The organism is Rhizobium sp. Root482 (assembly GCF_001426565.1).
GTDB lineage: Bacteria > Pseudomonadota > Alphaproteobacteria > Rhizobiales > Rhizobiaceae > Pararhizobium.
Genome location: NZ_LMFA01000022.1, coordinates 231,506 through 256,240 on the forward strand (window position 1 = coordinate 231,506; position 24,735 = coordinate 256,240).

A 24,735-nucleotide genomic window follows, 5' to 3' on the forward strand; every position below is an offset into this window, starting at 1 on the left:
CCAAGCGGCCAGACGGACAAGAGGCTCTGAAAACATGGCAAGGAAAACAATGACCCACCGATGCCGTACCACCCCCTCATCCGCCCTTCGGGCACCTTCTCCCCAGCGGGGAGAAGGGAGATGCGGCGAACCCGAGCGCCCCAAGCCCCTCACCCCGGGCCTCTCTCCACAAGCAGAACAGGCCATAACGGAGATCTATGACGCCGCAAGCATGCCGTTCTTCCCTTCTCCCCAGCGGGGAGAAGGTGGCCCGCAGGGCCGGATGAGGGGGCCGAAGCCACATCACACCGCGCGGCCAGACAGACAGGAAGCTTTGAAAGCATGGCAGCGAAAGCAATGTTCCACCGATGCCGCACCACCACCCCCTCATCCGCCCTTCGGGCACCTTCTCCCCGCTGGGGAGAAGGGGGATGCGGCGAATTCACGGAGACGGCAGTCTTCCTCACGCCAGCTCCAGCGCCCGCCCGGCCGTCGCCTTGCGGGCTTTCATTGCCTTGCCGGCCACATAGACCTCTGCCACGCAGCGATCGTCGCCCATGGTCTGCAGGATGAACAGTTCGTCGACGAGCGAGCGCGCGGTGCGCATCCGGAGTTCCATCGCCGATTTGCCGCTACTGTCGAGCACGACGATATCGGCATCGGCGCCGACATGCAGCGAGCCGATGTGGTCCTGAAGCCCGAGCGCCCGGGCATTGCCGAGCGTCATCCGGTAGAAGGAATTGAGCGGCGACAATCGCTGGCCCTGCAGGTGCAGCACCTTGTAGGCCTCGTCCATGGTCTCGAGCATCGAGAAGCTGGTGCCGGCCCCGACATCGGTGGCCACCGACCAGCGGGCGCCGAGCTTGTCGAAGCGGTCGCGGTCGAACAGGCCGGAACCGAGGAACAGATTGGAGGTGGGGCAGAACACGCCGACGGCACCGGTCTCTGCCAGCGCCGAAATCTCCCGGTCGCTCAGATGGATGCAATGGCCAAGCAGCGTGCGGTCGGTCAAGAGGTCGTAACGGGCATAGATGTCGGTATAATCCAGCGCATCCGGATAAAGCGAAGTGGCAAAGGCGATCTCGTCGCGGTTTTCGGACAGATGCGTCTGCACATGGCAGTCCGGATGCTCGGCAACCAGCGTGCTCGCCATTTCCATCTGCTCCGGTGTCGAGGTGATGGCAAAGCGCGGGCTGATCGCATAGTGGGCCCTGCCCCGCCCATGCCACTTGCCGATCAGCTTTTTCGTCTCGTCATAGCCCGTCTGCGGCGTGTCGCGGAGTGCTTCCGGCGCATTGCGGTCCATCATCACCTTGCCGCCGATCATCAGCATGCCCCGCTGTTCGGCCGCCGAGAAATAAGCATCGACGCTCTGCGGATGCACCGAACAATAGGCCGCCGCGGTCGTCGTGCCGTTCGCCAACAGCTCGTCCATGAACCGGCCGGCAATGAAGGCGGCATGTTCCGGCTCCGAAAATTTCTGTTCCTCGACGAAAATATAGGTGTTCAGCCATTCCATCAGCTGTGCGCCATAAGACGCGATCGCCTGCGTCTGGGGAAAATGCAGATGCGTGTCGATCAGCCCGGGAAGCACGAGATGCGGCCGGTGGTCGGCCACCGCCACATCGGGCGAGGCTTGGCGGCGGATATCGGCATAATCGCCGACGCCAGCGATCCTGCCGTCGCGCACCAGCACCGCGCCGTCCTCCACGGCCCGGTAGGATGCACTATCATCGAGGCTTTGGGGCTCGTCGATAAAGGTGAGCACACGCCCACGGATCAGGAGTTCGGTCATTGGCTTGTTCCTCCATTCACGACCGCCTCGTACCAGCCGACGAGCAATTGCCGCTCGTCGTCGGATATGGCGGTGACATTGGCCGGCGGCATGGCGTGCGAGCGCCCCGCCTGCAGGTAGATTTCACGGGCATGGGCGGCGATTTCGGCGTCGCTTTCGAGCGTCACGCCCTTCGGCGGAATGACGATGCCCTCCCAGCCTGGTTCCCTGGCATGGCACATGGAACAGCGCCCGAGGATCGTGTCTCGCACCTTCGGAAAGGCGTCCGCCGCGATGAACGTCTGCTGCGTGGCCGAGACCTTGTCCGTCTCGCCGGACAAAACCTTCGGCACGGTCGAGAGCCACATGATGGCGACGAACAGCAGCGCGGTCGCAAGCCAGGTCCAGGTCGGATTGCCGGCATTGGCATGGCGCGTGTTGAAATAATGCCGGATCGTCACACCCATCAGGAAGACCAGCGAGGCGATGATCCAGTTGAACTGGGTGCCGAAGGCCAGCGGATAATGATTCGACAGCATCAGGAACAGCACCGGCAGCGTCAGGTAGTTGTTGTGCGTCGAGCGCTGCTTGGCGATCCGGCCATATTTGGCGTCGGGCGTTCTGCCGGCGATCAGGTCGGCAACCACGATCTTCTGGTTGGGGATGATGATGAAGAAGACGTTTGCCGACATGATCGTCGCGGTAAATGCGCCCAGATGCAGGAAGGCGGCACGGCCGGTGAACAACTGGGTATAGCCCCAGGCCATGGCGACCAGGATGAAATAGAGCAGCACCATCAGCCTGGTATTGTCATTGCCGAACGGCGATTTGCAGATCAGGTCATAGAGGATCCCGCCGAACGCAATCGAGGCGAGCGAGATCGCGATGGCGACAGGCTTCGACACGTCGAGCACGTTCGGATCGATCAGGTAGAGATCGGCGCCGGCATAATAGACGAGTGCCAGCATGCCGAAGCCCGAAAGCCAGGTGACATAGCTTTCCCATTTGAACCAGATCAGGTGCTCAGGCATGTTGGCCGGCGCCACCAGATATTTCTGGATATGGTAGAAGCCGCCGCCATGCACCTGCCATTCCTCGCCATACGCGCCGGCCGGCAGGTCCGGGCGCTTGCGCAGGCCCAGATCAAGTGCCACGAAATAGAAGGACGAGCCGATCCAGGCGATGCCGGTAATGACGTGGAGCCAGCGGACGGCGAAGGTCAGCCAGTCCCAGGCAATGGCATATTCATACATTGGAACCTCCCTGTACGGCAGTTCTATTGCCTATGGATTTACCGCGCGTTCCCCTCTTCTCCCCGGCGGGGAGAAGGTGGCGCAAAGCGCCGGATGATGGGGAAGGCCGGCATAGAAATCGCCGAAAGGCCCCCTCATCGCCTCGCCTGCGCTCGGCACGTCTCCCCGACGGGGAGAAGAGGGAGCCTGACGCAATCGCCGTCGCTCCATATCCAACAGCCCCTGCCTGTTCAGGAGCGTTGTGCCATCGCGCGATCTTCGCCGGAATGCCGGTTAATCCCCAACACTTTCAAAAAAATCTATAAGATCGCCCCGGCTGCGGCGGGTTGCTGCCTGTGATAGAAAGGCTCTCATGTCCTATCTCGATAATATCCGCGTCTTCGTCCGGGTCGTCGAACTCGGTACCCTCTCGTCGGCCGGCCGCGACCAGCGGGTGACGCCGGCCGTGGCCAGCAACCGCATCAAGGAGTTGGAGCGCCATCTCGGCGTGCGGCTGTTCAACCGCACCACGCGCAAGCTCTCGCCGACCGAACATGGCCGGGTGTTCTATCAGGGCGCGGTGAAGATTATCGAGGCGGTGAACGAGGCCGAAGGCGCCATCGCCGATCTCTCCCACAATCCGAAGGGGTCGCTCCGCATCACCGCGCCGCTCGGCCTCGGCCGCCGGCTGATCGCCTCGGGCATTCCGGAATTCCACGACAGATATCCCGATATCGAGGTGCGCCTGCGCCTCTCCGACCACAATATCGATATATTGAGCGAGGGGGTGGATATCGCCTTCAAGCTCGGCGTGCTGGAGGATTCCAACCTGCGCATGCGCGGTATCCTCAATTGCCAGCGCGTCGTCTGCGCCGCTCCCGCCTATCTCGAAAAGCGCGGCGTGCCGCAGACGCCGGAGGCGCTGATCGAGAACCGGCACGACTGCCTGCTTTTGCGCTATCCCGGCTCCAAGGAATATTACTGGACGCTGCAGACCCCGGACGGCATGCGCAAATTCGAAATCGGCGGGCCCTATGATTCCGACGATGGCGACGTCCTCACGCAATGGGCGCTGGAAGGCCGCGGCATCATCAACAAGCCGCTGTTCGAGGTGAAGGCCCATCTGAACGACGGCACCCTCATCGAAATCCTCAAGGACACCCCGCCGGCCAGCGTGCAACTGGCGGCGATCTACCCGCACAAGCGCTTCCAGGACCCGAAGGTGCGGCTGATGATCGACTTCATGGCCGAGCGCTGCCAGCGGATGATCGGTAGGATGCTGGAGTGAAAGCCTTCGAAGAGCGCGATTTCACACCGGAACGCCTGTCTTTCGAAGGACGCGACATCGAGTTCTGAAGGAGGAGCTAGATTTTTGGCTGCGCTTCTTTGCGAATGGCTGGCTTGGATGATGCCCAACTCAACGCCGCCGTGGTGATTTCCGCTGCTGCCAAGGCGGCGATCACGGCCGGGCGCTTGTCCTTCACCGCCGTGCCGCCGATCGGGCAGACGAGGCGGTCGAACAGGTCGGGGCTTCCGATTTCGCGCGACAGCCAGTTCTTGAAAGTGGCGCGCTTGGTCCTGGAGCCGATCATGCCGACATAAGCAGCATCCTCGCGGCGCAGCGCCTCTGTTGCGATCAGGAAATCAAGCGCGTGGTCATGGGTCAGGATGACAAAGGCGCTGCCGGCCGGTGCGTCGCGTACAAGCGCTTCCGGCATCGCCGTCAGGCAGGTCTCGATGCCCTGCGCGGTTGACGCCGACAATTCTTCCTCGCGGGTATCGACAAGAACGGTGCGCACCGGCACCAGCGACAGCGCCATGGCCAGCGCATCGCCGACATGGCCTGCGCCGAAAATATAGACATGCGGACGCTCTGCCATTTCGCGGTCGCTCCGTGCAATGAGAAAAGCGGCGATCTCCGGGGTGACCGCCGTGAAGGCCAGGGCGACCCGGCCGCCGCAGCACTGGCCGATCTCCGGGCCGAGCGGCACATCCATCGCCTGCGCCGGCTCGCTCTGCCGCAAGGCGCGGCGGGCATGGTCGATCGCCATATATTCGAGCTGGCCGCCACCGATCGTCCCGAACAGCCGCTCGGCCGACACCAGCATGAAGGCATCGGTATCGCGCGGCGTCGAACCGGCGACGCCGGATATCCCGACAAGCAGGCAGCCGGGTTCGCGTCGCAGGAATTCCCTGATGTCCTCGCGTCCCGCTGCCATGGTTCACCCGTTCTTTGCCGCCCGCCGCAGCCGCTCGACCGCCATCAGCACCCGTTCCGGCGTCGCCGGTGCATCGAGGCGCGGCGGGATACGATACTCCGCAACGCTTGCCGCCGCCATGGAGATTGCCTCCAGCACCGAGATCGGCAGCATGAAGGGCGGCTCGCCGACGGCCTTGGAGCGACGGATCGTCTCCTCGCGGTTGAGCGACCATTCGGCCAGCTTGACGTTGAAGATGCGGGGCCGGTCGGAGGCAAGCGGGATCTTGTAGGTCGACGGCGCATGGGTGCGCAGCCGCCCCTTGGCGTCCCACCAGAGTTCTTCCGTTGTCAGCCAGCCCATGCCCTGGACGAAGGCGCCCTCGACCTGGCCGATATCGAGCGCCGGGTTCAACGAGCGGCCGACATCGTGGAGAATATCGGCGCGATCGACCTGGTATTCGCCGGTCAGCGTATCGACGCTGACCTCGGAGCAGGAGGCGCCATAGGCATAGTAGAAGAACGGCCGGCCCCGGCCTTCCGAGCGGTTCCAGTGGATTTTCGGCGTCTTGTAGAAGCCCGCCGCCGAAAGCTGGATGCGGGCGCCATAGGCCAGCCTGATGAAATCGGCAAAGGGGATGCGCTCAGGCCCGATGCGCACCATGTTCGGCTCGAAAGCCACATCCGTCTCACTGACGCCATGGCGCTCGGCGGCAAATGCGACCAGGCGCGCCTTGATCTGCTGTGCGGCATTCGCCGCCGCCATGCCGTTGAGGTCCGAGCCGGAGGAGGCCGCGGTCGCCGATGTGTTCGGCACCTTGCCGGTCGTCGTCGCCGTCACCTTGATCCGGTCGAGATCAACCTGGAATTCGTCGGCCACCACCTGGGCGACCTTGGTATAGAGCCCCTGCCCCATCTCGGTACCGCCGTGATTGAGGTGGATCGAACCATCGGCATAGACATGCACCAGCGCGCCGGCTTGATTGAACTCGGTCTTGGTGAAGGAAATGCCGAATTTCACCGGCGTCAGGGCGATGCCGCGCTTGATGACCTGGCTCTTGCGGTTGAAGGCGAGAACCTCCGCACGCCGCGCCGCGTAATCGCAGGAGGCTTCCAGCTCCTCGATGATCCGGCCGATGATATTGTCCTCGACGGGCTGGTGATAGGGCGTCAGGTTGCGCCCTTCGCCGCCGTAGAAATTCAGCTTGCGGATATCGAGCGGGTCCTTACCGAGCGCATAGGCGACCTCCTCGATCATGCGTTCGGCGCCGACCATGCCCTGCGGCCCGCCGAAGCCGCGAAAGGCGGTATTGGAGACGGTATTGGTCTTCAGCGGCTGAGACCGCAACCGGACATGCGGGTAGAAATAGCAATTATCCGCATGAAACAGCGCGCGGTCGGTAACCGGGCCGGACAGGTCGGCCGAGAAGCCGCAGCGCGCCGAATAGACCGCATCCACCGCCTCGATCCGGCCGTCGTCGTCGAAGCCGACCTTGTAGCCGACATGGAAATCATGCCGCTTGCCGGTCGCCACCATGTCGTCGTCGCGGTCGGGGCGGATTTTCACGGCGCGGCGGTATTTCTTCGCGGCAAGGGCCGCGACGGCGGCGAACAGGTTCGCCTGCGTCTCCTTGCCGCCAAAGGCGCCGCCCATGCGCCGCACATTGATCGTTACCGCATTAGAGGGAAGGCCGAGTACCTGGCCGACCATATGCTGGGTCTCGCTCGGATGCTGAGTCGAGGAATAGAGGGTGATCTCGTCGTCCTCGCCGGGAATGGCAAAGGAGATCTGACCTTCCAGATAGAAATGATCCTGGCCGCCGATGCGCATCTCGCCTTCAACGACGTTCTTGGCCTTGGCAAACCCGGCGGCGATCTCGCCGCGTTCGAGTTTCAGGGGATCGACGACCAGCGGGTAATCGGCAGCCGCTGCTTCCAGGACGTCGGTCACATGCGGCAGGTCGCGATAGTCGATCTTCACGCTTGCCGCCGCCCGCCGGGCCAGTTCGCGGCTCTCGGCGATGACGGCGAAGATCGGCTGGCCGTGGAATTCGACCTTGGCCGTCGCAAAGACCGGATCGTCACGCAGATGGGCCGGGCTGACATCGTTTTCGCCGGGAATATCGGCGGCCGTCAGGACGCCGACGACGCCGGGCGCCGACAGAACCGCGTCGAAATCCACCGAGATTATGTCGGCATGGGCGCGGCCGGAAAGGCCGAGATAGGCATGCAGCGTACCGGCCGGTTCCGGCATGTCGTCGATATATTCGGCGGTTCCGGTCACATGCTTGTGGCCGGATTCGTGGCGTTCATTCTCATGGACTCCGCCGCGGATGCGCTCGATGGGCTGCATGACATTCATGATTTCATCTCCTCACACGGCCAGCCTGGCCTGGCGGTCAAGCCGCACCTGCTCGCCGCCCTGCGTCTCCAGATAGAAGCGGCGCAGCAGGTTTTTAGCCACCAGCAGGCGGTAGTCGGCCGATGCGCGCCAGTCGGTGAGCGGCACATAGTCCGCGCCGAGCGCCTCCATGGCGGTCTCCACCGCCGCTTCGGTCCAGGCCGAGCCGGTCAGCGCCACCTCCGCGTTCGTCGCCCGCTTCGGGGTTCCGGCCATGCCGCCAAAGGCGATGACGGCACTCTTCACTTTGCCCGTTGCATCGAGAGCGACCCGGAACGCGCCGCAGACGGCGGAAATATCCTCGTCCAGCCGCTTGGTGATCTTGTAGACGGCGAAGTGCTCGTCCTTGCCAAGCAAGGGGATGCGGATGGTCTCGACGAATTCGCCCGGCTCGCGGTCCTGCTTGCCATATTCGATGAAATAGCTTTCGAGCGGCAGGGTCCGCCGGACGCGACCCTTTCTCAGGGTCACCGAGGCAGCGAGCGCGATCAGCGCCGGGGGCGTATCGCCGATCGGCGAGCCATTGGCGATATTCCCGCCGATCGTGCCCATATTGCGCACCTGCGCGCCGCCGATCCGGTCCCAAAGCTCGGTGAGCTGCGGAAAATGCCGGGTGATGAGCGGATAGGCATCCGTATAGCTGACGCCGGCTCCGAGCGTGATGCCGTCCTTGTCGACGGTGATGCGGCGCAATTCGTCGAGATGGCTGAGATGCACGACTGGCGAGATGTCGCGCATGAATTTCGTCACCCACAGGCCGACATCGGTGGAACCGGCGACGAGGCGGGCCTTGGGCTCGGCTTCGAAGATTTCGGCAAGATCGTCCACCGAACCCGGCAGGATGATGCGCTCGGTGCCGTCGCCGATGACGACGCGGCGGCCGTCCTTCATTGCTTCCAGCTGGCGGCTCACCGCATCGCGCTCGGCGACCAGCGGATCCCGGCCGAGATCGCCGATGACCGAAATCGCTTGCGCCGCGCGGATGATCGCCGCATAGCCGGTGCAGCGACAGAGATTGCCCTGAAGCGCCTTTTCGATCTCCGCCACCGTGGGTTTCGGGTTTTCCATCCACAGCCCGTAGAGCGACATGACGAAGCCCGGCGTGCAGAATCCGCATTGCGAGGCGTGCGTATCGACCATGGCCTGCTGCACCGGATGCAGCGGACCATTCGGTGTGGCCAGCGATTCCACCGTCACCACATGGCAGCCGTCGAGCGAGCCGACGAAGCGGATGCAGGCATTGACGCTCTCATAGGCCAGTCGGCCATTTATCAGCCGTCCGACCAGCACCGTGCAGGCGCCACAGTCGCCTTCCGCGCAGCCTTCCTTGGTGCCGCGCAGATTGCGCTCCAGCCGCAGGAAATCGAGCAGCGTCTGCACGGGCGAGACGGCCGACAGTTCCACCGGCCGGTGGTTGAGCAGGAAACGGATGGTCGTGCGGATTTCGGCGGTCATGGCTCAGCTCCCGCGATAGGTCGAATAGCTGTAGGGCGAAAGCAGCAGCGGCACGTGATAATGCGCCGTCTCCTCGGCAATGCCGAAGCGGATCGGGATCACGTCGAGAAAGGCGATATCGCCGGATTTGCGGCCGAGATAATCGCCGGCATGGAAACGAAGTTCATAGATGCCGGCTTTCATCGCCGGCCCGCTCATCAGCGGCGCGTCGCAGCGGCCGTCCCCGTTGGTCCGGAACACGCCGATCTCCACGGCGCTGTCGCCCTCGAGCCGGAAAAGCTCGATGCGCAGGTTTTCCGCCGGCTTGCCCTGCGCCGTATCGAGCACATGAGTGGTCAGCCGACCGCCGCTTCCGTCTTGAGACTGCATGCGTTTACCTCCCGCAGACTGCATCCATCCTTGCACTATCGCCCAGCCGACTTCCCTTGGATAGAGCGTTGATCATTCGAGACTTTCAAAATTTTCGAGGGGAATGGCGCGCGCGCTTTATGGCTAGAAATCGCCCTATCGCATATCGAGGGAGGAGCGAGCCGATGAGATATCCCCGTGACCTGCACGGCTATGGCGAAAACACGCCCGATGCCGCCTGGCCGGGCGGCGCCCATATCGCCGTCCAGTTCGTCGTCAATTACGAGGAAGGCGGCGAGAACTGCGTGCTGCATGGCGATGCCGCATCGGAAGCCTTCCTGTCGGAGATCGTCGGCGCCCAGCCCTGGCAAGGCCAGCGCCACTGGAACATGGAATCGATCTATGATTACGGCGCCCGCGCCGGCTTCTGGCGGCTGCACCGGCTCCTGACCGGGCGGCAGGTGCCGGTGACGGTCTATGGCGTGGCAACGGCCTTGAAGCGGTCGCCGGCGCAGGTCGCCGCCATGCAGCAAGCCGGCTGGGAAATCGCCTCGCACGGCCTGAAATGGATCGAGCACAAGGACATGGAGGCGGAGGAGGAGCGCCGGCAGATCGCGGAGGCGATCCGGCTGCACGAAGTGGTCACCGGCGAACGGCCGCGCGGTTGGTATACCGGCCGTTGCTCGCAGAACACCCTCGACCTCGTCACCGAAGAGGGCGGCTTTGCCTATGTCTCCGACAGCTATGCCGACGACCTGCCCTATTGGCACGCGCAGGGCGGCAAGCACCAGCTCGTCATTCCCTATACGCTCGATACCAACGACATGCGCTTTGCCACGCCGCAGGGCTTCAACAGCGGCGACCAGTTCTTCAGCTATCTGAAGGATACGTTCGATGTGCTCTATGCCGAGGGGGCCGAGGGCGCGCCGAAGATGATGAATATCGGCCTGCACTGCCGCCTTGCCGGCCGGCCGGGACGAGCTGCCGCCCTTGCCCGGTTCATCGATTATGTCAAAAGCCATGACAGGGTCTGGCTTGCCCGCCGCATCGATATCGCCGAGCATTGGGCAACCACCCATCCTTTCGGGCCGAACGATAATCGCCCATCACATCTCGACGAGGAGACCTTCGTCGCACGCTTTGGCAGCGTGTTCGAACATTCGGACTGGATTGCGCGCCGCGCCCATGCCGGCGAACTCGGCCCAGCCAACGATAGCGCGAGCGGCCTTCACGCCGCCCTGAGCGCTGTGTTCCGCGAAGCGAGCGACGCCGAACGCCTTGGCGTCCTCAATGCCCATCCGGATCTTGCCGGCAAGCTTGCGCAGGCGAGACGCCTCACCGAAAGCTCGACCAGCGAACAGGCCTCCGCCGGCCTCGATGCGCTGACGGACAGCGAGCGCGACCGGTTCAACATTCTCAACGGCCGCTATGTGAAGACTTTTGGCTTTCCCTTCATCATCGCCGTGCGCGGCCTTGGCAAGGACGACATCCTGGATGCCTTTCAACGCCGCATCGGCAATGACTGGCAATCGGAATTCGAAACGGCCTGCCGCCAGGTCGAGCGGATTGCCCTGCTTCGGCTCACCGACATGCTGGCCAGCTGAGGCGACGAGATGAAAAACATCGACATCAGGCCGCTCACTCGCGCAGCCTTTGCGCCTTTCGGAGAGGTTCTGGAAACCGAGGGCGCGGCAAGCTTTCCGATCAATGCCGGCAAATGCCTGCGCTATCACGATCTCGCCCGGATCGAGACAATGGGCGAGAAGGCCCGCCCGATGATCAGCCTCTTGCGGGGCGAGCCCTATTCGCTACCGCTCGAACTTGCCATGGTCGAGCGCCACCCGCTCGGCAGCCAGGCCTTCATTCCGCTGAGCCAGCATCCGTTTCTGGTGGTCGTGGCCGAAGAGACGCCTGAAGGACCGGGCGAGCCGATCGCCTTCCGGACGGTGCCTGGCCAGGGCGTCAATATCGCCCGCAATGTCTGGCACGGCATCCTGACGCCGCTCGAAGGCCTTTCCGATTTCGCCGTGATCGACCGCGGCGGCGAGGGCGTCAACCTGGAAGAGCATTTTTACGAGGAGCCGTTTTTGATCCGGTAACCGCACAGTCTTTCCGCGATTTTGAGGGCCGGTCCATCGCGACCGGCCTTTTTTTTGCGTTGAAAAGACGCCGACCACACGCCATGAAAAAGCCGGGCCGCAATAAATGCGGCCCGGCTCGCGATCGACATCGTCCATGAAACGAGGCGGCAGATCACCGCCTCCGTCCCGTCACTCCGCGAAAAACGCGAAGCGGATGACGAAGAGGGCGGCGACGATCATGGTGGCCGGGTGAATGGCGCGCCATTTGCCGGTGAACAGCTTCAGCACGACATAGCTGATGAAGCCGAAGGCGAGGCCGTTGGCGATCGAATAGGTGAAGGGCATGGCAAGCGCCGTCAGCGCGGCAGGTGCCGCTTCCGTCAGGTCCTCCCAGTCGACTTCCGTCAGTTCGCGCATCATCAGGCCCGCCACGTAGAGCAGGGCCGGTGCCGTCGCATAGGTCGGGACGGAGGCGGCGAGCGGCGAGATGAACAGTGAGGCAAGGAACAGGATGGCGATGACCAGTGCCGTCAGGCCGGTGCGGCCACCGGCCTGGACGCCGGAAGCGCTTTCGACATAGGCGGTGGTGCTGCTGGTGCCGATCAGCGAGCCGGCAACGATCGCCGTGCTGTCGGCAAGCAGCGCCCGGCCGAGCCGGCTCTGCTGCCCTTCCCGGATGAGATTGGCCCGCTTGGCAACGCCGATCAGCGTTCCCGTAGCGTCGAACACCTCGACCAGGACGAAAACAAGGATGACATGGATCAGGCCGCCATGCAGCGCGCCCATGATGTCGAGCTGCAGGAAGGTCGGCGCGATGCTCGGCGGCATCGAGACGATGCCGCGAAACTCGCTGACGCCGGTCAGCCAGGCGAGCACCGTCACGGCGAGAATGCCGATCAGGATGGCGCCGCGCACTTTCAGCGCATCCAGCACCGCGATGACGAAGAAGCCGAAGATCGCCAGAAGCGGACCGGTGGCCGTGAGATCGCCGAGCCCGACCAGGGTTGCGGGATTATCGACGACGATACCGGCATTCTTGAGCGCGATGATGCCGAGGAAAAGGCCGATACCGGTGGCAATCGCGCTGCGCAGCGATTGCGGAATGCCCGCTATCAGCCAACTGCGGATGCCGGTCACCGTCAGGAACACGAAGATCAGGCCGGAAATGAACACGGCGCCGAGCGCCTGCTGCCAGGTGAAGCCGAGCGCCGCCACCACCGTGAAGGCGAAGAAGGCGTTCAACCCCATGCCCGGCGCCATGCCGATCGGCCAGTTGGCGACGAGCGCCATGACCATCGAGCCGAGCGCGGCGGCGATACAGGTGGCCACAAAGACCGCGTCGCGGTCCATGCCCGTCGTCGACAGAATGTCCGGATTGACGAAGATGATGTAGGACATTGTGAGAAATGTCGTCACGCCCGCGACCAGTTCGGTGCGGACCGTGGTATTGTGCTCACTCAGTTTGAAGAGCCGTTCGAACATGTTTCCTCCCTTGGCCGGGATCGCCTGATCCCGGCAAATGCAATGGGCCGAACCGCTTACTCCTCAAGCAGCGCGCCCTCGATCCCCAGCCGATGTCCAAGCCGTCGCGGCTTGTCAGGCCCCCTGCTCGGTCGATGCCCGCTCCCTGAACGGGATGACGGGATGTCTCATTGACGGTTTCCTGATTGTGCGTTGTCATCGGCTCGTCCGCCAGCCGTCCATTTCGACCGGTCAAGCGAAAGTCTTTCAAATTTTTCGGGGAACGGCGCGAGAAGAGATGCCTATCATCCGATGGCGATCGCAACACGACAAGCGGCGCGCCTCAACTGCGTTCCACGTCGCGCCGAAGGACGATGGCCGTGGTGAGATCATCGACATTGTCCAGCGTCGCCACCTCGTTCCGCAATTCGTTGAGCGCGTTGATCGAGCCGACCTCGACCTCGACGACGAGATCGAGCTGGCCGCTGACCGAGGAGACCTTGCGCACCGAGGAAAACCCCGCCAGCCGGTCGAGAACGCCGATCGAGGGCGTGCGCTTCAGTGTCAAAAGCAGGAAGGCGTGGATCCTGTCGTCCTCCAGGAGCCCGATATCGGCGCGGTAGCCACGAATGATGCCGGCCTTTTCCAGCCGGTTGACCCGCTCGGTCGCGGCACTCCTAGAAAGCCCGATCCGCCCGGCCAGCGCCTTCATCGGGATGCGCGCCTCCCTCGAGAGGATGCTGAGGATCGCCCGGTCGATTGCGTCCGTGTCCTGCATCTTTTTCCACTTCCGAGAGAGCCGACAAGATGACGGTTATTCCATACAGACTGCCGGTGCAACCGGCGAAATGCCGGGTGCAGCTTTTCGCCTCTCATGCAAATCTGGCGGCGCCATGAGGAACCGCCAATGAACGACATGATGAAGACCATTCCGGATTTTTCCGTCGACGACGCGACACGGCTTCTGGCCGAGCATTACGGCCTCGCCGGCTCGCTATCGCCGCTCGAAAGCGAGCGCGACCAGAACTTCAAGGTCACGGCCGACGAGGGCGTCTATATCCTCAAGATCGTCAATGCCAGCGAGCCACGCGCGGAGAGTGATTTCCAGACCGCCCTGCTCGACCATGTCGCGACACATGCGCCGGCACTTCCGGTGCCGCATTTGCGGCCGACGCTGGAAGGCGGGAGCCTCGCCGAGATTACCAGCCCGCACGGCGCCCGCCACCTGCTGCGCCTCGTCGGCTGGGTGGAGGGCGTTCCGCTGGCGCGCTCGACCCGCAGCGATACGGCACTCGAAGCGCTCGGCCGCCTGCTTGGCCGTTTCGATGCGTCCCTCAAGGGTTTCATGCATCCGGGTGCCCTGCGTGACGATCTCGACTGGAACATCCGCAATGCCGGACGATCCGCTGACAGGCTGCATCATATCGCCGGAGAAGACGACCGCGCCCTGCTTGGCCGCTTCCTCGCCCGCTTCGAGACAAGTGTCGCGCCGAAACTGCCCAGGCTGCGCTCGGCGGTCATCCACAATGATGCCAATGACTGGAACGTGCTGGTCGCCGAGGGGGATCACGACCGCATTGCGGGGCTGATCGATTTCGGCGATGCGCTTTATGCGCCGGTGATCGCCGAAGTCGCGATCGCCGCCGCCTATGCCGGGCTCGACCATGCCGATCCGATCGGCGCCACGGCCAGTATCTTGCGCGGTTTCCATGCCGAATATCCGTTGCTCGAAGAGGAGGTCGATCTTCTGTTCGACCTGATCGCCCTGCGGCTCGTCACCTCCGTCACCATTTCCGCGTCGCGCCATGCCCATACGGGGGCAAATCCCTATCTTGCCATCAGCGAGAAGCCGGCCTGGACGCTGCTGCGCAAGCTCGACGCGATGAATCCGAAATTCGCCACCGCCATCCTGCGCCATGCCTGCGGTTTCGAGGCGGTTCCCGGTGCGCGGGCCGTCACCCACTGGATCGCGGCCAATCGCGCCTCACTCCATCCGCTGCTTGAAAAGCCGGCGGCGACCTATCCGGCCGACCTCGTGCCCTATGGCGACCCGGCCCATCCGATGACCGTGACCTCCGCAGGCGAGCAGCCGGATGAGGCGCAGGCGATCTGGGAGGCTCATTGCCGCGAGCACGGCGTCGCGCTCGGCATCGGTCCCTGGGGCGAGGCGCGCACCGTCTATTCCGGCGAGATGTTCGTCTCCAGGCTGATCGAAAAGACCCGCCGCACCCGCCATCTCGGGCTCGACCTGTTCATGGCGGCGGGCACCAGACTCTATACACCGATCGCGGCAACGGTCGCCAGCGTCGAGATCGAAAAGGACCCGCTCGGCTATGGCTGTCTGGTAGCACTTCGCCATGAGCCGGAGGGCTGCCCGCCCTTTACCACGCTCTGGGGCCATCTTGCCCATGAGGCGCTCGACCGCATCAAGGCCGGCGACCGGCTGGAAGCCGGAGCATTGGTCGGCGAGATGGGGGCACCGAGCGAAAACGGCGGCTGGGCGCCGCATCTGCACCTGCAGATTTCTACCGATACCAGCCTTTCGGCGGCGGCCATTCTGGGCGTCGGCGAAGAACGCTATCTCGATGTCTGGGCGGAACTGTTTCCCGATGCCAACGCCTTTGCCGGCATCGCGCCGGAATTCTACAAGCGTAGCGGCCGCTCGCATGAGGAGATCGTCAAGCGGCGCAAGGAACTGCTTTTGCCGAACCTGTCGATCTCCTATGACCGGCCGATCAAATTCGTGCGCGGCGACGGCGTCTGGCTGATCGACGATCGCGGCCGCGCCTATCTCGATTGCTTCAACAATGTCTGCCATATCGGCCATGCTCATCCGGCCGTGGTCGAGGCGATGGCGCGGCAGGCGGCGGTGCTCAACACCAATACCCGCTACCTGCACGACAATATCGTCGCCTATGCCGAGCGGTTGACCGCGACCCTGCCCAAGGAATTGACGGTTGCCGGCTTCGTCAACAGTGGCTCAGAAGCCAACAGTCTGGCGCTGCGGATGATGCGCGCCCATACGGGGCGCGAGAATGCCATCGTGCTCGACTGGGCCTATCACGGCACGACCCAGGAACTGATCGACATCAGCCCCTACAAGTTCCGGCGCAAGGGAGGCCAGCCGAAGAAACCGCATGTCCATGTGGCACGGGTTCCCGACAGCTACCGCGCCCCGGCGGACTGGCCGGTCGAGGAACATGGCAGGCGCTATGCCGAAAGCGTGGCGGAGTTGATCGCCACAATGCAGGCCAAGGGCGAAGACCCCGGCTTCTTCATGGCCGAATCCATCCCGAGCGTCGCCGGCCAGGTGTTTTTGCCGGATGGCTATCTGAACGAAGTCTACCGCATGGTGCGCGAGGCCGGCGGCATCTGCATCGCCGACGAGGTACAGGTCGGCTTCGGCCGGGTCGGCAGCCATTGGTGGGCTTTCGAAAGCCAGGGCGTGGTGCCCGACATCGTCACCATGGGCAAGCCGATCGGCGACGGCCATCCGATAGCGGCCGTCGTCACGACGCGGGAAATCGCCGATTCCTTCAATAACGGCATGGAATATTTCAACACGTTCGGCGGCAACCCGGTCTCCACGGCCGTCGGGCTTGCGGTACTCGATGTGATCGAAGGGCAGGACCTGCGGCGCAACGCGCAGGGGATCGGCGATTATCTGATGGCCGGCTTCCGGGCGATGCAGGACCGCCACGAGGTGATCGGCGACGTGCGCGGCATGGGGCTGTTCCTCGGCATCGAACTGGTCACCTACCGCCGGACCAAGACGCCGGCCACGGACTTTGCCCGCGCGGTCTCGAACGGCGCGCGCCAGCGCGGCGTGCTGATAGGCACCGAGGGGCCGCATGACAATGTGCTGAAGATGCGTCCGCCGATGATTTTTTCCAGGCGGGACGCGGATCATCTGCTGGCGGTGCTGGAAGAGACCTTCCATGCGGTTGCGGCCAGCTGAGAGCCGACATGCTGCGATGAGAAAAGCCGCCGCGAAACGTCGCGGCGGCTTTGAAATGATCAACTTCCGGGCTTATTCGGCGGCCAGCGCCGGATAATGCTGCTCCGGCTCGCCGCCGCCGGCTGTCTGTTCCGGCTCATCCTTGCGCTTCGGTTCGCGGCCGAAGAACAGGGCATATCCTGCCGGCAGGACCAGGATGGTCAGGACGGTGGCGACGAGGATGCCGCCCATCATCGCATAGGCGAGCGGGCCCCAGAAGACGCCGCGCGAAATCGGGATCAGCGCCAGCACCGCCGTCATCGCCGTCAAAACGATCGGCCGGAAGCGGCGCACGGCCGAGCCAATGATCGCCTCGGTGCGCTCCATGCCGGCGGCGATGTCCTGGTCGATCTGGTCGACGAGGATGATGGAGTTGCGCATGATGATGCCGAGCAGCGCGATGACGCCGAGGATGGCGACGAAGCCGAAGGGGGCGCCGCTGATCAGAAGGGCTGCGGCCGCACCGATAATGCCGAGCGGGCCGGTCGCCAGCACCAGCATGGCCTTGCCGAAATGCTGCAGCTGGATCATCAGCAGGAGGACGATGACCGCCAGCATGATCGGCGCCTTGTCGGCGATCGACTGCTGGCTTTCCGCCGCATCCTCGGCACCGCCCTGGATTTCCACGCTATAGCCGGGTGCGAGGCTGTCACGCAGCGGCTTCATGTCGGCATGGATCTGCATCGCCACGTCATTGGGCTGGACGCCGTCCGGAAGCGTGCCGCGCACCGTGATCGTCGGCAGGCGGTTGCGGCGCCATTCGATGCCCTGTTCGAGAACCGGAACGACCTTGGCCACCTGGGAAAGCGGCACGAAACTGCCGAAATCCGTCGGGATATAGATGGAATCGACCGACGACAGCAGCTGGCGGCTGGCCTCCGGTTCGCGGGCGACGATGGAAACGGTCTCCTCACCATCGCGGAGATCACCGAGCGGCGCGCCGGACATGGTGGCCTGCAGCATCTGGCGGATGCGCTGCGAGGTGACGCCGAGCGCCCGGGCGCGGTCCTGGTCGATCACCAGCTTCATGGCGGGCACCGGCTCCAGCCAGTCATCGTGGATGGCGCCGAGTTCGGGGGTTTCTGCAAATTTCGCCTTGACCTGATCGGCAATGCGGCGAACCTCTTCGCGGTCCGGGCCGGTGACGCGCATCTGCACCGGCCAGCCCGTAGGCGGCCCGAGGAAGAGGCGATCGACCTTGCCGCGGATGTCGGGAAAATCCTTAGCAAGGATATCGCGCAGCTTGACGATCAGCCGCTCGCGGGCCGGCTCGTCCTTTGCCATGACGAGCAATTGGGCGAAATTCGGATTGCGCAGCTGCTGGTCGAGCGGCAGGAAGAAGCGTGGCGCGCCTTCGCCGATATAGGTGGCGACGAATTTCTTGTCCTCGTCGCCGGCGATCTTGTCCTCCAGCGCCTTCGCCTGCGTCTCGACCTCCCTGATGCTGGTGCCTTCCGGCAGCCAGAGATCGACGAGGATTTCCGGGCGCGAGGATTGCGGAAAGAAATTCTTCGGAATGAACTGGAAGGCCCAGAGGCTGGCCATGAAGGTGACGAGCGTGAGCGACAGCACGATGATCCGGTGGCGCACGGCCCAGCCGACAGTGGCGCGCAGGCGGCGATAGAACCGCGTGTCGAAGACATCGTGATGGACGCCCGCATGCGGCCTCTGCTTGAGGATCATGTGGCCGAGCCAGGGCGTGAAATAGACCGCGACGAACCAGGACACGACCAGCGCGATGCCGACGACATAAAACAGCGAGCGCACATATTCGCCGGCGGTCGAGGCTGCGAAGCCGACCGGAATGAAGCCGGCGGTGGTGATCAGCGTGCCGGTCAGCATCGGAAAGGCCGTCGAGGAATAGGCAAAGCTCGCCGCATCGATCTTGTCGAGACCCTCCTCAAGCTTTCGCTCCATCATCTCCACGACGATCATCGCATCATCGACCAGAAGGCCGAGCGCGATGATGAGGGCGCCGAGCGAAATGCGCTGCAGGTCGATGCCGAGTTCGTACATGATGGCAAAGGTGGCGGCGAGGACGAGCGGAATGGCGATGGCGATGACGAGGCCCGAGCGCCAGCCGATCGACAGGAAGGACACGACAAGGACGATCACCAGCGCCTCGGCCAGCGCCTTCATGAATTCGCCGATCGCCTCGGTGACGACCTCAGGCTGGTTGGCGATCTGGTCGACGGCGACGCCATAGGGCAGAGAAGCCTCGAACCGCTGATAGGTCTCCTCGACGGCGGCACCGACATCGGTGACGTTGAAGCCCTTGGCCATCACCACGCCGATCTGGACGCTGTTGTGACCGTTGAAGAGGAATTTGCGCTGGTAAGGGTCCACGAGGCCGGAGGTCACGGTGGCGATATCGCCCAGACGGGTCACCTCATTGCCGGCGCGCAGCCGAAGCTCGCGGATGTCATCGGCACTGGTGACGCCACCATCGACCGAAATGCGCACCGAGCGCGTGCCGGTATCGACCGAGCCCGCCGGATCGACCGCGTTCTGGCCGCTGATCGCCGCCTGAATATCGGTGAGCGTCAGGCCGCGCGCGGCGAGCACCTTGGACGGTATGTCGATATAGATCTTCTCGGCCTGGTCGCCGATGATGACGGCCTTTTCGACGCCCGGCGTCGTCAAGAGCATGTCGCGCGCCCGGATGGCGAAGTCCTTCAGTTCGGGATAGCTGTAGCCCTCGCCGCTCAGGGAATGCAGCGTAATGAAGGTATCGCCGAACTCGTCGTTGAAATAGGGGCCGAGCAGGCCCTGCGGCAATTCATTTGCGATATCGCCGACCTTCTTGCGTGCCTGGTAGAAGGCATCGGCCACGTCAGCGGCATTGGTATCGCCCTTGACCTGCAGGGTGATGATAGCGCTGCCGGAGCGGGTGAAGGAGCGCACGAAATCCAGATGCGGCGTTTCCTGCAGCTTGCGCTCGATCTTGTTGACGACCTGGTCTTCCATGTCCTTGATCGAGGCGCCCGGCCAGACTGCCTGCACCACCATGACGCGGAAGGTGAAATCCGGATCTTCCTTCTGGCCCATGCGCATCAGGCCGAGCACGCCGGCAACGAGGATCAGGCCGAACAGGAAGCGCCCGATGCTGGGATGGGTGATCGCCCAGCGCGAGAGATTGAAGCCTTGCTTTTCACCGGTCGAGGAGGTCATCGGCGTGGTTCCGCTTTCGATGGTCTTTAGGTTCAGCGCAGAAGCGCGCCATTGCCGGTGGCAGTCGATGCGGTTTCATGACCGGGTTGCTCGCCGATCTTCACCTTCAGGCCCTCGGTCATGAACTGGGTGCCGGCGGACACCACCATGTCGCCCGCTTCCAGGCCCTTGGCGATGCGGACACCGTCGTCGGTAAAGCCGGCGATCTCGACCGGATGGGCATGCACGGTCGCTTCCGCGCGATCCACCCGCCAGACGATCGGCCGATCATCCTGTTGGGCAAGGGCGCTGAGCGGCAGGGATACCGTCTGCGGCCCGGCTTCGACCGTGGCTTCGATGCCAGCCGTCATGCCGAGCAGGACACCCGGATCGTCCGGCAGGCTGATGCGCACGGCAAACGTGCGCGACTGCGGGTCGGCGCTGCCGGCGATCTCGCGGATCTTGCCTTCGAGCACCAGCTTGGCGCTCGACCAGAAACGGACTTCCACGGCATTGCCGGGCTTGAACTGGGCAATCTCGGTTTCCGGCACGGCGATCAGCACTTCCTTGCCGCCATCGACGGCAACGGTGAGCACCGGCGTCCCCGAACCGACGACCTGGCCGATATCGGCATTGACGGCGGTGACGATGCCGTTGTGGTCGGATCTGAGCTCGGCATAGCGGACCTGGTTCTTCGCCTGGTCCAGACTGGAGCGGGCCGTATCGCGGGTGGCGACGGCCTGGTCGTAATTGAGCACGGCCTGCTCCAGCTGCGCCTTGGGCGACACATTCTTGGCGAACAGCTGCTCGGCGCGGCTGCGGGCCAGTTGCGCCGTCTCCACCTGCCGTTCGGCGGCATCGAGGCTGGCCTTGGCGCTGTTCACCGCAAGCTCGTAATCCGTCGGATCGATCCGGGCGAGAGGATCGCCGGCCTTCACGCGCTGGCCGATATCGACGAGACGTTCGGTGATCTTGCCGGCGACGCGGAAGCCGAGATTCATTTCGGTACGGGCGCGCACCGCGCCAGCATAGTGCAGTTCGCGTATATTGTCGGCCCTGGCGATCTCGATCACCTTGACCGGGCGCACGACCTGCGGCGCCTCGGCCTTCTCCTGCGAGCAGGCGGAAAGTGCAAGGGCGGCGAAAACCGGCAGGAAAAGAAAAGGCAGGCGAAGACGGGACTGGCTGGGCGAAGACATGCTCGCGCTCCTGATCACTTGAAAATTTTCGATGGGCGAGCCGGTCGGCTCACCTCAAGGCCTTGATTGCAAATTCGATGAGGTCGTCGGGCATCGCCCGGTTTTCCTTGGAAAGACATTGGGCCACCATCTGCGGATGGCAGAGGCCAAGCGTCGCGGCCCCGAAACACCTGGAGGCCATGACCGGGTCCTGATCGGCGAACTCGCCGGCCGCGATACCCTGGCGGATCATTTCCTCGATCAGGTCATGCAGGCGATCGATATGTTTCTCGATGACGTGCCAGTCGCGCTCGATGGCGACGACGACCATCTCATGGACTTTTTCATGATCGAGCATGGCCGCCAGGGTGAACTGGTACTGCGCCTGCACATATTGGCGCAGGCGATCGGCGGCGCTGATCGGCAATTGCGTGATCTCCACGGCCTGGTGGTAGATGCCGTCGAGCATCCGCAAACAAATGGCCTGGTGGATTTCGGTCTTCGAGGAGAAAAAACGATAGATATTGGCCGGCGACATGCCGAGATCGCGGGCGATGTCGGCAACATTGGTCTTGGCATAGCCGAAATGCCGGAACAGCCGCTCGCCGCTGTCCAGTATTTTCGTCATATTCTCCTGACGGATGGCATCGATGATATCGGCGCTCTCGTCCATGATTCCCTCTCACGAATTAAGACTGACGAATTTCATATTTCGTCAGTCGTAATTCGAAACCACGGATCTGTCAACGCGGAATCGTCTCTCCGGACGTCGCCGCTCGCTGGTTTTCGATGATGGCGCGCATGCGTGTCACCAGGAAATCGACGAAGGCGCGGGTCTTGGCAGAGACATGGCGACCCTCGGCATGAATGACATGAACCGGCAGGGGCGGCTCCTCGTGATCGGCAAGAACAATCATCAGGCGTCCCTCGGCAACGGCCGGCGCCACCTGATAGGAGAGCGCCCGCGCCAGGCCCCAGCCGCTGGCGGCCGCCGAAATCGATGCCTCCACGGTATTGCAGAACAGCCGCGGCTGGAGGGCGACGCCGGTCTTCTGCTCGGCGCCGAAGCGCCAGTCGAGCGGCGCGGAAGACCCGGTATTGGCGATGATCGTGTGGCCGGCGAGATCGGCCGGCACCTGCGGCACGGGGTGATCCTCGAAATAGGAGGGCGCGGCGCAGATCACCCGGCGGACGCTGCCGATCTTGATGGCCGTGTAGCCGGAATCCGGCAGATGGCCGATCCGCAGCGCGACATCGATGCCCTCCTCCACCAGATTGACCACCCGGTCGAAGAGAAGCACGCGTCCGGTCACCGCCGGATGGGCGGTGAGAAAGGCGGTCAGCGCCGGCATGACGTAGATCTGGCCGAACAGGACAGGGGCCGTCACCGTCAACAGGCCGGTGGGCGTGGCATGGGAGCCGCCGGCCGAAGCCTCGGCCTCCTCGATATCGGCGAGGATATTGCGACAATCCTCGACATAGCGGCTGCCCGGCGCCGTCAGCTTCACGCTTCGCGTCGAACGCAGGAAGAGCCGTGCGCCGGTCAATTCTTCCAGATAGGCGATGGCGCGGGTGACGGCGGGCGGGCTCATATTGAGCGCGCGGGCCGCGCCGGCGAAGCTGCCGGCCTCCGCCACTTTCACCAGCACCCGCATGGCCTGCAGCCTGTCCATATCACGTCTCCATCGAGATTATTCCGCCAAGTGGAATGATCTCTTGTTCATTATCGCACTTCTATCTTCCTTGGGAAAGAAACATGCTCTTGGCGACGACCCAAACTGGAGATTGCGATGAAGCTCTACCATCACCCCCTGTCCGGCCACGCCCACCGCGCCCGGCTGTTCCTGTCGCTCATCGGCGTCGATGCGCAGCTGATCGAGGTCGACCTGGCCGCACGCGCCCACAAGGCGCCGGACTTCCTGACGCTCAATCCGTTCGGTCAGGTCCCGGTGCTCGACGACGACGGCATCGTGATTGCCGATTCCAATGCCATCCTGGTTTATCTTGCCAAGAAGCACGGGGCGGAAAACTGGCTTCCGGAAGACCCAAAGGGTGCCGCGGCCGTGCAGCGCTGGCTTTCGGTCGCTGCCGGCGAGATTGCCTATGGCCCCGCCGCCGCCCGGCTCGTTACTGTCTTCGGTGCCAAATTCGATGCGGATGAAGTGGTTGCTCGCGCCCATACCGTCCTCACGCGGATGGACACGGAGCTGGGCCGACGCCTCTGGATAGCGGCCGATCACCCGACCATCGCCGACATCGCCCTCTACAGCTATGTCGCCCGCGCTCCGGAAGGCAACGTCGATCTTGGCGTCTATGCCCATGTCAAAGCCTGGCTGGGGCGCATCGAAGCGCTTCCCGGCTTTGTCGGCTTCCAGAAGAGCGCCGCCGGCATCTCTGAGCCGGCCTGATCACAAAAAACGATCCTGCTCACCATCCTTCACGACAGGTGTTCGCAATGCTCTCCAAAATCCCGACAGAAGCGGATTCCCCCTGGCATGCCGGCGAAATCGCCCTTCAGCAACAGGCCGGCGTGGCAGTGCGGATGGACGAGATCGGCCGGCGGGTGCTGCGCGATCACCTGATCGACCAGCACCGCGCCTTTTATACCCAGCTTCCCTTCGTGGTTCTCGGCACCGTCGATGACGCGGGGAATGCATGGGCAAGCTTGCGCGCCGGCCAACCGGGCTTCCTGCAAAGCCCGGATCCCCATTCTCTGTGCGTCACGCTTGGCCGCGCTCCGGACGATCCCGCCGATATGGGAATGGAAGACGGCCAAGCCATCGGCCTGCTCGGCATCGAACTGCAGACGCGCCGCCGCAATCGGCTGAACGGCACAATCCGGCGAGAGGGACCGGGCCGCTTCGAGATCGAGGTCGGGCAGTCCTATGGCAATTGCCCGCGCTATATCCAGCCGCGGGATTTTGCCTTCACCCGCGCGCCGTCCATGCCCTCCAGCGCCGGTCCGGCGTGGCTCGATCATCTCGACCCGCCGGCGCGCCGGCTGATTGGCGAAGCCGATACATTCTTCGTCGCGTCCTATGCCGATCCGGAACAGAAGGGCCGGCAGGTCGATGTCTCGCATCGCGGCGGCGCGCCCGGTTTCGTGCGGATCGGAGAGGATGGAGCGCTGACGATCCCGGATTTTGCCGGCAACCTGTTTTTCAACACGCTCGGCAATATCCTCATCAATGGCCGGGCCGGCCTCGTCTTTGCCGATTTCGAGACGGGCGAACTGCTGCAGCTCTCCGGCCTGGCGGAGGTAATACCGGAGGGGCCGGAGGTCGCAAGCTTCCCGGGCGCCGAACGCCTCTGGCGCTTCACGCCGCGCCATATCGTGCGCCGACCGGACGTCTTGCCGCTGCGCATGCACGCACTTCCGGCCCGGCATCGCTGATCCGCTTTCCGGACTATGGCGTGGTACGACGCTCATCCCATGCCGGGCTTGGGGAGGATGAAGCGGTTGCAAACCGCACTCCCGCACG

Annotated in this window: 18 protein-coding genes; 6 read left to right on the top strand and 12 right to left on the bottom strand. The window is 63.7% G+C overall.

Annotated features, from left to right (window positions below):
- Positions 1-442: 442 nt before the first annotated feature.
- Both guaD and ASD31_RS17145 read right to left on the bottom strand, forming a co-directional pair.
- Positions 443-1,774, bottom strand: a complete 1,332-nt coding sequence (gene guaD / locus ASD31_RS17140) for a guanine deaminase (RefSeq protein ID WP_056336405.1) — start codon at positions 1,772-1,774, stop codon at positions 443-445.
- Positions 1,771-3,006 (bottom strand): urate hydroxylase PuuD, encoded by a 1,236-nt coding sequence (locus ASD31_RS17145; RefSeq protein ID WP_056336408.1) that lies wholly within the window; start codon positions 3,004-3,006, stop codon positions 1,771-1,773. The genes guaD and ASD31_RS17145 overlap by 4 nt, the downstream gene beginning before the upstream one ends.
- A 352-nt stretch (positions 3,007-3,358) precedes the next feature.
- On the opposite strand from ASD31_RS17145, the gene ASD31_RS17150 reads away from it, so the two are divergent.
- Entirely contained in the window at positions 3,359-4,273 is a 915-nt protein-coding gene (locus tag ASD31_RS17150) for a LysR family transcriptional regulator (RefSeq protein WP_056336411.1), read from the top strand.
- 76 nt (positions 4,274-4,349) lie between these two features.
- Here the strand turns inward: ASD31_RS17150 and xdhC are convergent, their stop codons facing one another.
- Genes xdhC through uraH form a run of 4 tightly spaced genes read right to left on the bottom strand, consistent with a single transcriptional unit; the run spans position 4,350 to position 9,407 of the window.
- Entirely contained in the window at positions 4,350-5,204 is an 855-nt protein-coding gene (gene xdhC / locus ASD31_RS17155; RefSeq protein WP_056336414.1) for a xanthine dehydrogenase accessory protein XdhC, read from the bottom strand.
- A gap of 3 nt (positions 5,205-5,207) precedes the next feature.
- Positions 5,208-7,544 (bottom strand): xanthine dehydrogenase molybdopterin binding subunit, encoded by a 2,337-nt coding sequence (xdhB, locus tag ASD31_RS17160; RefSeq protein WP_056336417.1) that lies wholly within the window; start codon positions 7,542-7,544, stop codon positions 5,208-5,210.
- Positions 7,545-7,556: 12 nt separating this feature from the next.
- Entirely contained in the window at positions 7,557-9,038 is a 1,482-nt protein-coding gene (gene xdhA, locus ASD31_RS17165) for a xanthine dehydrogenase small subunit (RefSeq protein ID WP_056336421.1), read from the bottom strand.
- Between the two features lie 3 nt (positions 9,039-9,041).
- A complete protein-coding gene (gene uraH, locus ASD31_RS26045) occupies positions 9,042-9,407 on the bottom strand; it encodes a hydroxyisourate hydrolase (RefSeq protein ID WP_056336424.1) in 366 nt (121 codons plus the stop codon).
- A gap of 164 nt (positions 9,408-9,571) precedes the next feature.
- On the opposite strand from uraH, the gene puuE reads away from it, so the two are divergent.
- Together puuE and ASD31_RS17180 are read left to right on the top strand one after the other, a co-directional pair.
- Positions 9,572-10,990 carry an allantoinase PuuE gene (gene puuE, locus ASD31_RS17175; RefSeq protein WP_056336427.1) on the top strand — a complete coding sequence of 473 codons (1,419 nt, stop codon included), beginning with the start codon at positions 9,572-9,574 and terminating at the stop codon, positions 10,988-10,990.
- Between the two features lie 9 nt (positions 10,991-10,999).
- On the top strand, positions 11,000-11,485 hold the full coding sequence (locus tag ASD31_RS17180) for an ureidoglycolate lyase (protein WP_056336430.1): 486 nt from the start codon (positions 11,000-11,002) through the stop codon (positions 11,483-11,485).
- 171 nt (positions 11,486-11,656) lie between these two features.
- On the opposite strand, the gene ASD31_RS17185 is transcribed toward ASD31_RS17180, so the two are convergent.
- Positions 11,657-12,949: an NCS2 family permease gene (locus ASD31_RS17185; protein WP_056336433.1), complete on the bottom strand. Its 1,293-nt coding sequence runs from the start codon at positions 12,947-12,949 to the stop codon at positions 11,657-11,659.
- Positions 12,950-13,271: 322 nt separating this feature from the next.
- Positions 13,272-13,706: an Lrp/AsnC family transcriptional regulator gene (locus ASD31_RS17190; RefSeq protein ID WP_056336437.1), complete on the bottom strand. Its 435-nt coding sequence runs from the start codon at positions 13,704-13,706 to the stop codon at positions 13,272-13,274.
- A gap of 129 nt (positions 13,707-13,835) precedes the next feature.
- Here ASD31_RS17190 and ASD31_RS17195 point away from each other — a divergent pair, with 129 nt between their 5' ends.
- A complete protein-coding gene (locus ASD31_RS17195; protein ID WP_056336440.1) occupies positions 13,836-16,886 on the top strand; it encodes an aminotransferase class III-fold pyridoxal phosphate-dependent enzyme in 3,051 nt (1,016 codons plus the stop codon).
- A 72-nt stretch (positions 16,887-16,958) separates the two neighbouring features.
- Here the strand turns inward: ASD31_RS17195 and ASD31_RS17200 are convergent, their stop codons facing one another.
- The 4 genes from ASD31_RS17200 to ASD31_RS17215 all read right to left on the bottom strand — a co-directional run bounded on the left by ASD31_RS17200 (position 16,959) and on the right by ASD31_RS17215 (position 22,926).
- On the bottom strand, positions 16,959-20,096 hold the full coding sequence (locus ASD31_RS17200) for an efflux RND transporter permease subunit (RefSeq protein ID WP_056336443.1): 3,138 nt from the start codon (positions 20,094-20,096) through the stop codon (positions 16,959-16,961).
- A 32-nt stretch (positions 20,097-20,128) separates the two neighbouring features.
- On the bottom strand, positions 20,129-21,274 hold the full coding sequence (locus ASD31_RS17205) for an efflux RND transporter periplasmic adaptor subunit (protein WP_056336446.1): 1,146 nt from the start codon (positions 21,272-21,274) through the stop codon (positions 20,129-20,131).
- 49 nt (positions 21,275-21,323) lie between these two features.
- On the bottom strand, positions 21,324-21,926 hold the full coding sequence (locus ASD31_RS17210; protein ID WP_056336449.1) for a TetR family transcriptional regulator: 603 nt from the start codon (positions 21,924-21,926) through the stop codon (positions 21,324-21,326).
- A gap of 70 nt (positions 21,927-21,996) precedes the next feature.
- On the bottom strand, positions 21,997-22,926 hold the full coding sequence (locus ASD31_RS17215) for a LysR family transcriptional regulator (RefSeq protein ID WP_056336451.1): 930 nt from the start codon (positions 22,924-22,926) through the stop codon (positions 21,997-21,999).
- A gap of 117 nt (positions 22,927-23,043) precedes the next feature.
- Here ASD31_RS17215 and ASD31_RS17220 point away from each other — a divergent pair, with 117 nt between their 5' ends.
- On the top strand, positions 23,044-23,661 hold the full coding sequence (locus tag ASD31_RS17220; RefSeq protein WP_056336455.1) for a glutathione S-transferase family protein: 618 nt from the start codon (positions 23,044-23,046) through the stop codon (positions 23,659-23,661).
- A 47-nt stretch (positions 23,662-23,708) separates the two neighbouring features.
- Positions 23,709-24,647 carry a pyridoxamine 5'-phosphate oxidase family protein gene (locus tag ASD31_RS17225; RefSeq protein WP_056336457.1) on the top strand — a complete coding sequence of 313 codons (939 nt, stop codon included), beginning with the start codon at positions 23,709-23,711 and terminating at the stop codon, positions 24,645-24,647.
- The last annotated feature ends 88 nt before the right edge of the window (positions 24,648-24,735 follow it).

What these genes read in the sequence shown, in the direction of transcription:
- ASD31_RS17205 (WP_056336446.1), bottom strand. Translation starts at nt 21,274, where the DNA reads ATGTCTTCGCCCAGCCAGTCCCGTCTTCGCCTGCCTTTTCTTTTCCTG.
- ASD31_RS17225 (WP_056336457.1), top strand. Translation starts at nt 23,709, where the DNA reads ATGCTCTCCAAAATCCCGACAGAAGCGGATTCCCCCTGGCATGCCGGC.
- xdhB (WP_056336417.1), bottom strand. Translation starts at nt 7,544, where the DNA reads ATGAATGTCATGCAGCCCATCGAGCGCATCCGCGGCGGAGTCCATGAG.
- ASD31_RS17145 (WP_056336408.1), bottom strand. Translation starts at nt 3,006, where the DNA reads ATGTATGAATATGCCATTGCCTGGGACTGGCTGACCTTCGCCGTCCGC.
- puuE (WP_056336427.1), top strand. Translation starts at nt 9,572, where the DNA reads ATGAGATATCCCCGTGACCTGCACGGCTATGGCGAAAACACGCCCGAT.
- ASD31_RS17220 (WP_056336455.1), top strand. Translation starts at nt 23,044, where the DNA reads ATGAAGCTCTACCATCACCCCCTGTCCGGCCACGCCCACCGCGCCCGG.
- xdhC (WP_056336414.1), bottom strand. Translation starts at nt 5,204, where the DNA reads ATGGCAGCGGGACGCGAGGACATCAGGGAATTCCTGCGACGCGAACCC.
- ASD31_RS17215 (WP_056336451.1), bottom strand. Translation starts at nt 22,926, where the DNA reads ATGGACAGGCTGCAGGCCATGCGGGTGCTGGTGAAAGTGGCGGAGGCC.
- guaD (WP_056336405.1), bottom strand. Translation starts at nt 1,774, where the DNA reads ATGACCGAACTCCTGATCCGTGGGCGTGTGCTCACCTTTATCGACGAG.
- ASD31_RS17180 (WP_056336430.1), top strand. Translation starts at nt 11,000, where the DNA reads ATGAAAAACATCGACATCAGGCCGCTCACTCGCGCAGCCTTTGCGCCT.
- ASD31_RS17210 (WP_056336449.1), bottom strand. Translation starts at nt 21,926, where the DNA reads ATGGACGAGAGCGCCGATATCATCGATGCCATCCGTCAGGAGAATATG.
- ASD31_RS17200 (WP_056336443.1), bottom strand. Translation starts at nt 20,096, where the DNA reads ATGACCTCCTCGACCGGTGAAAAGCAAGGCTTCAATCTCTCGCGCTGG.
- xdhA (WP_056336421.1), bottom strand. Translation starts at nt 9,038, where the DNA reads ATGACCGCCGAAATCCGCACGACCATCCGTTTCCTGCTCAACCACCGG.
- ASD31_RS17190 (WP_056336437.1), bottom strand. Translation starts at nt 13,706, where the DNA reads ATGCAGGACACGGACGCAATCGACCGGGCGATCCTCAGCATCCTCTCG.
- ASD31_RS17150 (WP_056336411.1), top strand. Translation starts at nt 3,359, where the DNA reads ATGTCCTATCTCGATAATATCCGCGTCTTCGTCCGGGTCGTCGAACTC.
- uraH (WP_056336424.1), bottom strand. Translation starts at nt 9,407, where the DNA reads ATGCAGTCTCAAGACGGAAGCGGCGGTCGGCTGACCACTCATGTGCTC.
- ASD31_RS17185 (WP_056336433.1), bottom strand. Translation starts at nt 12,949, where the DNA reads ATGTTCGAACGGCTCTTCAAACTGAGTGAGCACAATACCACGGTCCGC.
- ASD31_RS17195 (WP_056336440.1), top strand. Translation starts at nt 13,836, where the DNA reads ATGAACGACATGATGAAGACCATTCCGGATTTTTCCGTCGACGACGCG.